The 12,445-nt window shown below is 71.0% G+C and carries 13 protein-coding genes and 1 pseudogene; 4 read left to right on the forward strand and 10 right to left on the reverse strand.

Annotated elements, in window-relative coordinates; translation table 11 throughout:
• A partial coding sequence (locus tag ACJ73U_RS29100; RefSeq protein ID WP_407780922.1) for an ABC transporter ATP-binding protein occupies positions 1–709 on the reverse strand: 709 nt, incomplete at its 3' end.
• 180 nt (positions 710–889) lie between these two features.
• Here ACJ73U_RS29100 and ACJ73U_RS29105 point away from each other — a divergent pair.
• The 3 genes from ACJ73U_RS29105 to ACJ73U_RS29115 all read left to right on the forward strand — a co-directional run bounded on the left by ACJ73U_RS29105 (position 890) and on the right by ACJ73U_RS29115 (position 3,586).
• A complete protein-coding gene (locus ACJ73U_RS29105) occupies positions 890–1,327 on the forward strand; it encodes a YbaB/EbfC family nucleoid-associated protein (protein ID WP_407780923.1) in 438 nt (145 codons plus the stop codon).
• 190 nt (positions 1,328–1,517) lie between these two features.
• The gene (locus tag ACJ73U_RS29110) at positions 1,518–1,850 is read left to right on the forward strand and encodes a type VII secretion target (RefSeq protein WP_407780924.1); all 333 of its coding nucleotides are present in this window, start codon (positions 1,518–1,520) and stop codon (positions 1,848–1,850) included.
• A gap of 2 nt (positions 1,851–1,852) precedes the next feature.
• Entirely contained in the window at positions 1,853–3,586 is a 1,734-nt protein-coding gene (locus ACJ73U_RS29115; RefSeq protein ID WP_407780925.1) for a M15 family metallopeptidase, read from the forward strand.
• 119 nt (positions 3,587–3,705) lie between these two features.
• On the opposite strand, the gene ACJ73U_RS29120 is transcribed toward ACJ73U_RS29115, so the two are convergent.
• Entirely contained in the window at positions 3,706–5,229 is a 1,524-nt protein-coding gene (locus tag ACJ73U_RS29120) for a glycerol-3-phosphate dehydrogenase/oxidase (RefSeq protein WP_407780926.1), read from the reverse strand.
• Between the two features lie 269 nt (positions 5,230–5,498).
• Positions 5,499–6,098 (reverse strand): TetR/AcrR family transcriptional regulator, encoded by a 600-nt coding sequence (locus ACJ73U_RS29125; RefSeq protein ID WP_407780927.1) that lies wholly within the window; start codon positions 6,096–6,098, stop codon positions 5,499–5,501.
• On the opposite strand from ACJ73U_RS29125, the gene ACJ73U_RS29130 reads away from it, so the two are divergent.
• Entirely contained in the window at positions 6,088–7,767 is a 1,680-nt protein-coding gene (locus ACJ73U_RS29130; protein ID WP_407780928.1) for an FAD-binding oxidoreductase, read from the forward strand. The genes ACJ73U_RS29125 and ACJ73U_RS29130 overlap by 11 nt on opposite strands.
• Here ACJ73U_RS29130 and ACJ73U_RS29135 read toward each other — a convergent pair.
• The 7 genes and pseudogenes from ACJ73U_RS29135 to ACJ73U_RS29165 all read right to left on the reverse strand — a co-directional run.
• On the reverse strand, positions 7,712–8,194 hold the full coding sequence (locus tag ACJ73U_RS29135) for a hypothetical protein (protein ID WP_407780929.1): 483 nt from the start codon (positions 8,192–8,194) through the stop codon (positions 7,712–7,714). The two genes, ACJ73U_RS29130 and ACJ73U_RS29135, sit on opposite strands and share 56 nt — an antisense overlap.
• Positions 8,195–8,251: 57 nt before the next feature.
• Positions 8,252–8,797, reverse strand: a complete 546-nt coding sequence (locus ACJ73U_RS29140; RefSeq protein WP_407780930.1) for a DUF4232 domain-containing protein — start codon at positions 8,795–8,797, stop codon at positions 8,252–8,254.
• Positions 8,798–8,846: 49 nt separating this feature from the next.
• The gene (locus ACJ73U_RS29145; RefSeq protein ID WP_407780931.1) at positions 8,847–9,899 is read right to left on the reverse strand and encodes a gamma-glutamylcyclotransferase; all 1,053 of its coding nucleotides are present in this window, start codon (positions 9,897–9,899) and stop codon (positions 8,847–8,849) included.
• 12 nt (positions 9,900–9,911) lie between these two features.
• Positions 9,912–11,186, reverse strand: coding sequence for a C39 family peptidase (locus ACJ73U_RS29150; protein WP_407780932.1), 1,275 nt, complete (start codon positions 11,184–11,186; stop codon positions 9,912–9,914).
• Positions 11,187–11,225: 39 nt separating this feature from the next.
• Positions 11,226–11,777: a PadR family transcriptional regulator gene (locus ACJ73U_RS29155; RefSeq protein ID WP_407780933.1), complete on the reverse strand. Its 552-nt coding sequence runs from the start codon at positions 11,775–11,777 to the stop codon at positions 11,226–11,228.
• Positions 11,778–11,839: 62 nt separating this feature from the next.
• Positions 11,840–12,274: a PaaI family thioesterase gene (locus ACJ73U_RS29160; RefSeq protein WP_407780934.1), complete on the reverse strand. Its 435-nt coding sequence runs from the start codon at positions 12,272–12,274 to the stop codon at positions 11,840–11,842.
• Positions 12,271–12,445: pseudogene (locus ACJ73U_RS29165) on the reverse strand (fatty acid--CoA ligase); the annotation flags it as partial. The gene ACJ73U_RS29160 and the pseudogene ACJ73U_RS29165, both read right to left, overlap by 4 nt.

Genomic DNA, 12,445 nt, shown 5'->3' on the forward strand with positions numbered 1-12,445 from the left:
CTCCATTGTGGACCGACACGACAGTGACGCCCGGCAACGAAAGCGTCCAGTCCTCGGGTGCTTCTGGGGCGGACACCACCAGCTCTTCCTCCGCTCGCAGCTCGTCAACCGCGCCCTCGGCCACCATTCGTCCATTGTGGAGCACCCCGGCACGGTCGCACAGCCGCTCGACCACCGCCAGCTCGTCGGTGGCCAGCAGCACCGCCGAGCCGGCCGCCGCACGCTCCCGCACCACCTCGGCCAGCACGTCGGCGGCCGCCGTGTCCAGGCCGGTGAACGGTTCGTCCAGCACCAGCACGTCCGGCGAGCCCACGAACACCGCCGCCAGGCAGAGCCGCTGCTGGTCCGGCACTGACAGCTGGCGCACCCGTTCACCGCGCAGTGCCCGCAGGCCGAACCGGGCCACCCAGAGTTCCGCCGCGCGCACCGCTTCCTCGACGTCCGCGCCGGAAAGCTCCGCCAGGTACACCAGCTGGTCCAGCACCCGCATCCGCGGGTAGAGGCCGCGGATCTGCGGCAGATAACCCGGTCGTCCCGTCCGGTGCACCGTGCCGGCGTCCGGCGCGAGCAGCCCGGCGGCGATGCGCAGCACGGTCGTCTTGCCGCCGCCCGCCAGGCCGAACACCTCGCCGTACTTGACCGTGAGACTGACGTCGGCGCAGGCCACCACGTCACCGAACCGTTTGGCGACCCGGTCGAGCTCCAGCACGCCGCGCCCCTCCCTAGCCCTGGTGTCGATATCAGTATCCAGGCCCGGACATGCCGGAAGATTCCGGTGGTTACCTTTGAAAATTCTTCGGCGAACTACAACCTTCGGCTCTCGCGGACCGCGTAGGTTCTGGCAAGGATGCAGATGATCCACGAAGGACCATTGGGGAGTAGCGAAGGCATGGACCCGGAGAAGTGGTTCGCGCAGTACGACGAGAAGCTGCAGGCCGCCGCGGCCAGCGCGAACAAGGCCGACCAGGCGCTGCGCGAGGTGGGCGGAGCGGCCACCTCGCCGGACGGCGAGGTCACCGTACGGGTGACCGCGAACGGGGGACTCGCCGACCTCGTACTGCGTCCCGGCGTCCGCGACCTCGAGCCGGAGCACCTCGCCAGGGTGATCCTCGAGACGAGTCGGCATGCGCAGCGCGACGCCGGCAAGCAGGTCCTGGACGTGATGACGAAGTTCGTCGGCGAGGGCGCCGCGCTGGAGGCGGTCCGGCAGAACCTGCCGCAGGGCTACACCGGCGACGACGCGCCGGTCGACCCGACCGCCCGCCGCGGCCCACGCACCGACGACGACTACTTCGACAGCCCACCAGAGGTCACCAAAGAGTACTGAGCGGGCCGCCGGTGTCTGGACCGAGTGAGCAGCGGAGGCGCCCGGGAGCGAAGCGACCCGCGCTGAGCAGCGCAGGGAGGGAAGACACCGGGTAGAGGCCCGCGAAGCGCCGAGCGGAGCGAGGCAGAACAAACACCGAGTGGGTCTCAGCACTCGTGGGGCAGACAAACACGGGAGAGTGGCGGATCTCATGGGAGAAGGTTTCAACGTAAACGTCGACGAGGTCCGCGCGCACGCGCAGACCGTCGGCGACATCGCGGCGACCGTGCGGTCCGTCGCCGGGGGCGCGCAGGACTCGGTGTCCGGGGGCGCGTTCGGTCAGATCGCCGAGTTCTTCGCGTCGGCCATCACGGGCGCGGCGGACGTGGTGCGGCAGTCCGTGAACCACGCCGGCGAGACCGTCGACCAGGTCAGGACGGGGCTCACCCTGGCCGCCGACGGCTACCAGCGGATCGAGGAGTCGCACGTGCAGGTCTTCACCGCCGGCGTCGTCCCCTCGGCACCGGCCCAAGGGGGTAAGTAGAAGTGGCTGACACCACCGTCGCACCGCAGACGACGACCGGCACGACCGGTACGACCGGCACCTCCTCGACCAACACCAACCCGGTGCAGAACCTCCTGACGCACATCAAGAGCACGTCCGACGCCATCGACAAGGGCGACGTCCTCGGCTCCGCGATGGGCGTCACGAACGTCGCGCTCGACGTCATCGGGGTCGCCGGTGACCCGCTCGGCGCGATCACGTCGGCCGGGGTCGGCTGGGTGCTCAACGCGATCAAGTTCCTGCGTGAGCCCTTCGACATCCTCATGGGCAAGCCGAGTGCGATCACCGGCTCCGCGCAGTCGTGGTCCACCACCGCGCAGAGCCTGTCGAACACCGCTCAGGTGTACCGCCAGGCCGCGACCACGCAGACCACCAGCTGGACGGGCACCGCGGCCGACGGCTACCGCACGACGAACAACAACCAGGCGGACGGCCTCCAGGCGCTGGCACAGGCGAGCCAGGCGGTGTCGTCGGCGATGAAGACCGCGGGTCAGGCCGTCGCGCAGGCCCGCCAGGTCGTGATGAACCTGATCACCCAGGCCGTGCAGCAGATCATCACCATCTGCATCGAGGCGCTGGCGTCGTCGTGGCTGTCGTTCGGCGCGTCGATCGCCAAGGGCATCGCGCAGTCGGTCCAGAAGGCCGTCTCGACCGCGACGAAGACGATGCAGAAGGTCAAGGACGTCGTCCAGAAGCTGCAGCAGATCATCAAGGCCGTGCAGCAGATCCTGCAGCTGGTGCAGCAGGTCAAGCAGATCCTGCAGCAGATCGGCGGCAAGGCCAGCAACCAGCCGGTGGCGACGCCGCAGGTCCAGCCGGTGTCCTACACGGTGCAGGCGCAGGGCCTCGACCCGAACAACCTGGGCGTCTACTCGACCCCCGGTACCCCCATCGCGCCGGGCTACCAGTACCAGGAGGTCCGCAACGTCGCCGAGAACGGCGCGCAGGTCTACCAGACCACGCCGCAGCTGATGAACGGCCCGCAGGTGCAGGCGCCACCGGAGCTCGGCCAGACCCAGGTCGCGCAGGCCACGCCGCAGATCGTGACCGGTCCGCAGGTGCAGGCGGCGCCGCAGGTCAACCCGCAGGCAACGCAGACCACCCCGCAGACGACGACCGGTGGGCAGGTCGTGCAGGCACCGCCGCAGGTGAACCCGGCGCAGACCACGCGGGGCACCACGCAGCAGCCGGCGGCCGGTGGGCAGGTGCAGGCGCCGCGGCCGACCACGCCGACGCAGACGGGCGGGCGGGTCTCGCAGAACGGCTGGCCGGTCAACCCGACACGCAGCGCGCACACCATCCCGGGCACGAACGTGCGCGTGACGGTGGCCGACGGCGATGCCGGCGACGTGCTCATGCACGTGCTCGGCCAGGTGAACTCCCGCGTCGAGGGCGTCGAGCTGAACGGACCGGCCGGCGAGCACGACGACTGGGGCTACGCGGACCGCAACGTCCGGGGCGCCCAGTCCATCTCCAACCACGCCAGCGCCACGGCCGTCGACATCAACGCGACGCGGCACGTGCTGGGTGCGCAGGGCACGTTCACGCCGGCCCAGACCACGGAGATCCACAGCATCCTGGGCGAGGTCGACAACGTGGTCCGCTGGGGCGGCGACTACACCGGCCGCCGCGACGAGATGCACTTCGAGATCGTCGGCACCCCGGAAGAGGTCGCCCGCGTGGCAGAACGCCTCCGCCAGTCCCAACAGCCCTAACCCCGCGCGAGTCCAACGCCCAAGACCCGCGTGTCCAACGCGGCGGACCCGTGAGTTCAACAAATCCGACCGTCACGATTTGTCGAACTCACCGGTCCGCCCGGTTGGACACGCGGGTTCTATGCGTTGGACACGCGGAGGGTCTGTGCGACTACGGCCGTCACCTTGGCCTGGGCCGCGGTGAGGTTCGCCGGGACCAGGCCGATCCTGGTGCGGCGGTGGAGGACGTCGTCCGCGTCCATGGCGCCTTCCCGCTGGACCGCCCACTGGACCTCGCCGGCGGTGATCTCCAGGCCGTCGGCCACCGGGGTCGGGTCGAGCGCGGCGACGCGGGGGGCCTCCGTGCCGTACCTGGCGACCAGGCGTTCCGGTGCGTCCACTCTGGACAGGACGGCACGCGGGGCAGCGCCCACCAGGGAGAGGTAGCGGGTTCGGGACTCCGGCGCGGTCAGGCCGGCCGCCGCGACCGCCGCGTCCACGGCGTCCTGCGCCATGCGGCGGTACGTCGTCAGCTTGCCGCCCACGACCGTCAGCACCCCGTCCGGCGAGCGCAGCACCGCGTGCTTGCGGGACAGGTCCGCGCTGCGACCCGGCGCGTCCAGCAGCGGCCGCAGGCCCGCGTAGCTGCCCAGCACGTCGGCGGGGGTCAGCGGGCGGGCCAGCACCGAGGACGCCACCAGCAGCAGGAAGTCCACATCGGACTGCGGAGCCACCGGCTCGTCGGGGATCTCGCCGTCGAACGGCTCGTCCGTCAGGCCCACGTACACCAGGCCGTCCCGCTGCGGCAGCAGGAACACGAACCGCGACCGCGAGCCCGGCACCGGCACGGTCACCGCCGTGGCGCCGAGGCCGAGCGCCGGCCCGGACACCACCAGGTGCGTGCCGAGCGAGGGCCGCAACCGCACCGACGGCACCAGGTGTCCGGCCCACACGCCGGCGGCGTTGATCACCGACCGTGCCCGGACCTCCACCAGCCGCGCGCCGTCGCGGATCTCCGCGGCCGTGCCGGACAGGCCGACGACCGGCGTGCGCGTGAGGATCTTCGCGCCGAGGCCCGCCGCGGTCCGGGCCAGCGCCACCACGAGCCGCGCGTCGTCGATGAGCTGGCCGTCGAACGACAGCAGCCCGCCGCGCAGGTCCGACGTGCGCAGCCCCGGCGCCAGCGCGAGCGCCTCCTGCGCCGACACCCGCCGCGGCCCCGGCAGCAACGCGGTCGGGGTCCGGGCCGCCCGGCGCAGCACGTCGCCGGCCCGCAGCCCGGCGCGCAGGAACGTCGCCGTGCCCCGGGAAACCTGGCTGTGCAGGGGAATCAGCTGCGGCAGCGACCGGGACAGGTGCGGCGCGGTCGAGGTCATGAGGATCCCGCGCTCCACCGCGCTCTCGTGCGCGAGCCCCACGTCACCCTTGGCCAGGTAACGCAGTCCGCCGTGCACGAGCTTGCTCGACCACCGGGAGGTGCCGAACGCGAGGTCGCGGGCCTCCAACAACGCCACGGACAACCCGCGTGACGCCGCGTCCAGCGCGATGCCCGCGCCGGTGACGCCGCCGCCGACCACGAGCACGTCGACGACCTCACCGGCGGCCAGCGCCGCCAGCTCGGCCGCCCGGCGCGTCGCGTTCAGGGCCGACGACCCGCCGCTCACGACGTTCCCTCGCAGGCTCGGTGACGCCGTTCGTCGGTGTGGTGCCTGTGGTTCGCTCCGCAAGCTCCGCTCACGCCGCTCACGATGTTCCCTCGCAGGCTCGGTGACGCCGTTCGTCGGTGTGGTGCCTGTGGTTCGCTCCGCAAGCTCCGCTCACGCCGCTCACGATGTTCCCTCGCAGGCTCGGTGACGCCGTTCGTCGGTGTGGTGTCCGTGGTTCGCTCCGCAAGCTCCGCTCACGTGCCGACGGTTGCCTCCGCGCGCTGTGCTCACGGTTGTAACGCGACGTCGAGCATCCGGCCCAGCTCGTCCAGCAGCTCGTCGAGTGGGACGTCCGACGTGGACGGCCGGATCGTGAACACGTATGGCTGGAGCAGCAGGAAGATGGCGCGGGCCTGGACCTTCAGCGGCGCCGGGCGGATCGACCCGTCCGCGTGCCCGACGGCGAGCTGCGCGTGCAGGTACTCCTCGGTCATCCGCTGGCTGGTGCCGATCCGCTCGAAGATGTACGGCAGCAGCATCTCCGCGTCCCGCTCGATGACCGCGTGCATGAACGGGTTGGCGGCCAGCTCGCGCAGCATCTGCACGGACGCGACGACCAGCTGTCCGCGTGCGGTCGCCTCGCTCCGCGCCGTCTCGGTCGCGGCGGCCAGGAGCTGGCCGAACTCGCGGGTGATCAGCGCGGCCAACATGCCGCGCACGTCGGGGAAACGGCGGTAGAGCGTCATCCGGCTCACCCCGGCGGTGCGCGCGACATCGCTCAGCGTGGTTCTACGTACGCCTACCGCGAGCACGCACTCCATGGCCGCGTCGAGCAGGACGTCGTCCGCGACGCGGTTGGGTGACGGAGTGTGACGGATGGTGGCCATATGTCACACTATACTCGTGAGTAAGAACAATGACCACCTCGACCACCTGATGCGTCGCGGATGGACTCGTGCCGGTGAAGACCAGGCCGATACCGCCATACTGCCGGCTCATGCCACTCGTTGGCTAGCCGCGCGCACCGGTTTGCCCTTCCGTAGCACTCCGGTTGCCCCGGAATCCGCTTTGGTCGTCCCGGAATCCGCATTGCCACCTGCCGCGTACGACGCGCTGTGCGCCGTGCTCGGGCAACAGCACGTGCATACGGGCCGTGCGGAACGGCTCGGCCGCGCCGGGGGTCTGTCCTACCTGGATCTCCTGCGGCACCGGGGAATCGGCGCACCACCCGTACCCGACGCGGTGCTCACGCCGGCCGATCACGATGCGGTGCAACGGGTTCTCGAGGTGTGTGCGACGCACGGTGTCGGCGTGGTGCCGTTCGGTGGCGGCACGTCGGTGGTCGGCGGCGTGGCCGCGCTGCGCGGGGACAAGGCCGCCGTGGTGGTGCTGGACCTGTGCCGGCTGAACGAGTTGGTGTCCGTCGACCCGATCTCGCGGCTCGCGGTGTTCCAGGCCGGTGTCGTCGCGCCGGCGGCCGAGCGGCTGCTCGCCGAGCACGGGATGACGCTCGGGCACGTGCCCCAGTCGTTCGAACGCGCGACGATCGGCGGGTTCGCCGCGACCCGCTCGTCCGGTCAGGCCTCCGCGGGCTACGGCCGGTTCGACGACATGGTCGAGGGCGTGCGGGTCGCGACACCGCGTGGCGAGTGGCGGCTCGGCGTCGCGCCGGCGTCCGCGGCGGGGCCCGACCTGCGCCAGCTGGTCGTCGGCAGCGAGGGCGCGTTCGGCGTCATCACCGAGGTGACCGTGCGCGTGCGGGAGGCGCCGACCGTGCGCCGCTACGAGGGTTTCGTGCTCGACGGCTGGGACGCGGGCGTGCTTGCGGTGCGTGAGCTGGCGCAGCGGCGCGTGCTCGCGGACGTCACGCGGCTGTCCGACCCGCACGAGACCGACATGGCCTTCTCCCTGTCGGGCGGCCGGAAGACCGCGCTGGTGCGGAAGTACCTGCGGTTGCGGGGAGTTCTCGAGCCGTGCCTGATGATCCTGGGCTGGGAGGCGACTTCCGCGGAGGAGCTGGCACTGCGCAGGCGGACGACGTTGCGCGCACTGCGTGGCCTACGGCCGCTGTCGCTCGGCAGGCCGGCCGGCGAATCCTGGCGGCACGGCCGGTTCGCCGGACCGCGACAGCGGGATGCCCTGCTGGACAAGGGAGTCTGCGTGGAGACGCTGGAGACCGCCGCCTACTGGAAGAACCTGGGCGAGCTGCGCACGGCGGTCCGGGGCGCGCTCGTCGGGTCGCTGTCGGCACCCGGGCGGACACCGATCGTCGCCTGCCACATCTCCCACGCGTACGAGACCGGCGCGTCGCTGTACTTCACCGTGCTCGTCCCGCGTGCCGACGACGACCCGGAAGGCCAGTGGCGGCAGGCCAAAGCGGCCGCCTGCGAGGCCATCGGTCCACTCGGGACGGTCACGCACCACCACGCGGTCGGCGTCGACCACGTGCCGTACCTGCCCCGGGAGATCGGTCAGCTCGGCGTGGACGTGCTCGCGTCGGTCAAGCGGACGCTGGATCCCGCCGGCGTGCTGAACCCGGGAAAGCTGTTGCCCTAGGCGGTTCCCCGCGCACCACGAGGTGCCAGACGATCAGGAGCGCGCCGGCGAGGAACAGCGGCCACGAGTACGCGAGCCGCGTGCCGATCGCGCTCTCGCACGTGTTCACGTAGGTGGCGAGGACGTCCTGGTCCGGTCGGTGGAGCCGGTCGGCGAGCGGCCCGGTCTCCACGCCGCCGATCGTGTTGCCGCACGTGACGTAGCCCGGGTGCGCCGGGTCCGCGTTGGCCACCCGCACCGGCAGCAGTGCGAGCAGGAGGCCGAGCAGCAGCCCGGCGACCGCGAGGACGGCCCAGAACTGCCGCGGTGTGAGCATGACTCTGGCCAGCGGGTCCGCCGGGGGCTCCTCGGCGGGCGGCGTTGCGGTGTACTGGGGCACCGGCTGCCGCACCGTCGGCGCCGCCGCGAGGTCGGGCTCGGTGTTCATGGCGCAAGCGTGCCCCGGAAGGGTCGCTCCTGACCAGGGAATCAGTGAAAAAGGCAGTCAGCGCGGGTAGTACGCGCTCGTCTCGAGCCTGCCGTGGTCACACACCGAGCCGAACGTGTAGTCCACCCGGAACGGCACGGTCTGGTCCGGCGGCGACACGTCGACCGACGCCGCCGCCGGCTGGCACGGTCCGGTGGTCGGCTCGTCACCGGTCGCGACCACGGTCCAGTGCAGCAGCTTGCCCGCCTCGCCGCCGGGCTTCAGCCTGACGAGGGTGGGCACCGGTTCGAGGTCGCGTTCCGCGTTCGTGGGGATCGGCTGTTTGGTGGCGGTCAGGAGCTGGAGGCTGCCGAAGCCCCACAGCGTGCAGGTCTGCCGGCTCTTGTTCGTCACCACGAGGATCGCCGAGCGGTTGCCGGCGTCAGCGCCCATGGACTGGACGGAGCCGGTGAGAAGGTCGGTCGTGCAGGGGTTGTCCTGGCTGGGCGGGGCGCTTTCGCCGCCGATGGCGGGGGAGGAGGTCTGGCTGGTCGACGTCGGTTGGGTGGTCGGCGGTGGCTCACTCGCCGCGTTCTGCCGGGCACCGCATGCAGTGGTGGCCAATAACATCAGTGCGGCGGTCACACAGAGTCGGTTATGTCGGGCCACGCCCTCACCTCCGAGACGGATCCGCGCCTCCCCACGGGGCCGTTAGCATACGCAATCCGTCGACCGAGTTGACCCACACGTAGGTCCAGCACTGCAGACCCCCAGGTAGAGCGATCCGAACTCGCCGGTACTCGCCGCCCTCGTACTCGTCCAACTCCGACAGCGCGCGGGCCGGTTCGGCCAGGTGGACCACCCATCCGGAGACGCCTGGCCCATCGCCCAGCCGTAACGCCGGGTAGCCGAGTCCGGTGTCGTAGAGCCGGCCCGGGACGCGTGCCTCGAACGTCTCCGTGGCGTGTGGTTCGAGCCGCCACCAGTCCGAGGTGTTGGGCTGGAGCGTGCCGTAGACGAAGACGCGCTCGGGGAAGTCCCGCGGTGCCGGCGCCCCGGTCACCTCGCGGACGGCGAGCCCGTCGGTGACGGCCGGAACACCGGTCAGCGCGGCGGCGCCGGACTGGGGGACGTCCAGGCAACGGACCGGCCTGCCGTCGACGAGCAGCGGCATGCGGCGCGGGGCGGCGGCAGTGTAGGCGAGGGGCCCGTCGACGCGGGTGCCGTCGGTGAGGCGGACCTCGCCGGTGTCCACCCGGACCAGGCGGTAGCGCTCGCCGCGGCCCTCGCAGCGGTCGAGGACCGCCACCTGCTCGGGCGTGGCCAGCCAGACGGCGTGGTCCTCGACGTTGCCGGGCATGGCGGTGAGGGTCGCGGGCCGCTGGTCGTCGACCACCCGCAGCCCGCTGGCCCAGACCGCGGCGAGGCCCGTGCACCGGGCCTTCAGCAGCACGGCCGGTCCGCGCAGGCCGAGCGCGGTGCGCAGCCACGTGAGCTTGGACGGGCAGACGTTCGAGCCGTAGCAGAGGACCGGGACGCGGTCGGCCAGCGCAGCCGCGTCCCGGTCGGTCAGCCAGTCGTCGAGGTCCTGCTCGCCGACCCGCCAGCCCGACAGCGCGGCCGGGTCGGCGGCCAGCGGCCAGCCGGTGGCGTCGTCGTGCACGTAGGAACCCGGTGGGCGGCGGCCCGGGTAGGGCGTCGCCGGGTAGTCCTCGTCAGCGAACATGCCTCGACTGTGTCAGAGCCGCGGCAGCTTCTTCCACGGCGGCGCGATGATGTAGGCGACGCCACCCGGGCCGCCGGAGATGCCGCCCGAGGCGTTGATCCGCTTGGTGCGCAGCCAGATCGTCGCGAACTGGTCCCGCTTGTAGACGTTGCGCACGGCCTGGTCGCTGCTCGACGCCGGGTCGTTGGCGATGACGTCGCCGTTCGCGGTGAACCCGACGACGACCATGATGTGGCCGTTCGTGCCGTAGTTCGCGCCGTCCAGCTCGCTGGACAGGAACGACTGCGAGGTGATCACCGGGATGCCCGCCTTGATGAACTTCTCGATGTCGGTGAGGGAGGACAGGCGGGTGATGTGGCCGTTGAGCCCGAAGGAGGCGGCGTAGGCGGTGTTGAACGGCCAGTTGCCGGTGCCGTCGTAGTCGTGGTCGTAGATGTAGCGGGCGGCGTGCGGGACGGTGCGGTCGGCGATGGCCGGGTCGACCCAGGAGAGGTCGCGGTCACTCGGCTTCTTGCCCCAGTACTCGACGACCATCTCCGTCGAGGTCGGGCTGCACCAGGCCTCACCGCCGCCGCCGTACTGGGGGTACTGGCCCTTGTGGATGTTCTGCGAGTAGCGGGGGACGGGGAGCTCGGTGCCCCAGGCGCCCGCGGACGGGCCGGCGGGTGCGGTGTAGCGGTCGGGGATGTTGGAGGTCATCGCGCCGGCCATGCGCACGGTCGGCGTGGTGTGCGAGCCTCGTTCGCGGTAGAGCGTCACGCGCAGCTGGTAGGCCGCGATGGGTTGCGTGGCCACGAAGGTGTCGACGTCGATGTAGCCGACGGCGTCCTCCTGGTCGGGAACCGTCGTCCGGACGATGTCGGTGTCCTTCAGCGCCCAGCGGCCCATCGTGTACCACTGGGACTTGGTGCCGGTTCCGGTGGTGCCCTGCATCTCCACCTGGAGCCAGGTGCGTTCCGGGGTCTGGGCGTTCCAGGAGGCCACGAGCTGGGTGGCGTCGAAGCCCTGGTGGTAGAGCGGGGAGGTCCAGCGGCCGTACTCGTACGTGCGGGTGGTGCCGAGGTCGGGCTCGGTGTGCTCGACCGCGCCGGCCGGGCGGGTGATGACCAGGCCGCGCGGTGTGGTGCGTAGGCCTTCCGCGTGGCCTTGTCCGAGGTCTGTGCCTCGCCATTCGTGGTAGTTGGCCGGAGCGGTGGTGGGGGTCGCGGTGGCTGGCACGGCCGACAGGGACAGGACCAGTGCGGCGCCTACGGTGGCGCTGACCAGGCGTAAGGGATGTGCGCGCATGGCGAGAATTTTCCTGGTCGTTCATGGTCATGTAAATGTCTAGCGCAGTTCCTCTTCCTCCAGTTCCCGCTGGAAGTCGGCCCAGAACTGTTCCACGCAGCGTTCGTAGCGGATGCCCAGTTCCATGGTCTTGACCTGCCAGCGGTCGGCGTAGTCGACGATCTCCGCGCGTTGTTCCTCGTAGGCGTCGGCTCTCGCCCGGTGGGCCTCGCGGCGGTCGCGGGTCAGCTGCAGGAGGTCCTTGCGGGTGCCGAAGTTCAGGAAGAACAGTTTCAGCAGGCCCAGGTCCCGCACCTCGGTCTGCTCGTCGGTGGGGGCGGACAGCCAGTCGCGCAACGCCTCCCGGCCCGCCGGGAGGATCGAGTAGGTCCTGCGCCTCCTGCCGCCCTCCTCCACCTCCTCGGCCACCAGCCCGTCGGCCACCAGGCGGGCCGGCTCGTCGTAGAGCTGGGAGTGGGCGAAGGCCCAGAAGTTCCCGATGGTGTTGGAGATCCACTGTTTGAGGTCGTAGCTGGTCGCGGGGGAGTAGCTGAGCATGCCCAGCACGACATACGACGTCGCGGTCAGCTTCCGCGTCCGAGGTTCGGGCACGTGCCGACGATACCGATCTCCGACGGTCGGTGCCGACCATTTGGACTAGGCCAAAGGGCACCTCAGAGCACCGCCTGGCTCTGCGTAACCCTCGCCACCAGGCGTTTTTCGTCGTCGACAACATCGGATTCCACTACGATGATTCGCCGGCCGACGTGGAGCGGACGGGCTATCGCGGTCGCGTGACCCGAACGGACCGCCCGCAGGAAGTTGGTCTTCGACTCGATGGTGGTCGTACCTTTTGACCCCTGGGGCAGGTTCAGGAACGCGCACAGCGCGCCCACGTTGTCCGCCAGCGCCATGATCACGCCGCCGTTCAGCGCGCCGCCCGCCGTGCACAGCGACTCCTGCCACGCCACACTGCCCGTCACCTCCGCCGGCGTGGCCGACACGACCTCGATGCCCAGGTGCGCCGCGAAAGGCACGGTCTGGTGCAGGGAGGCCGTGGCGGCCGGGTCCGCGACCGAGCCGGACACCGACTCCGTGTCGGAGCTCATGACAGGTGCGCGATGTCGAGCTTGCCCTCCGCTGCCGCCGCGCGGATGCGCTTCTTGTCGAACTTGCCGACGCTCGTCTTCGGCACCTCGTCGATGAACGTCCAGTGCTCCGGCAGCTGCCACTTCGCGACCTTGTCCGCCAGGAACTCGCGCAGCTCCGCCGGTGTGACC

Source organism: Actinophytocola sp. (assembly GCF_045807065.1).
Taxonomy (GTDB): domain Bacteria; phylum Actinomycetota; class Actinomycetes; order Mycobacteriales; family Pseudonocardiaceae; genus Actinophytocola.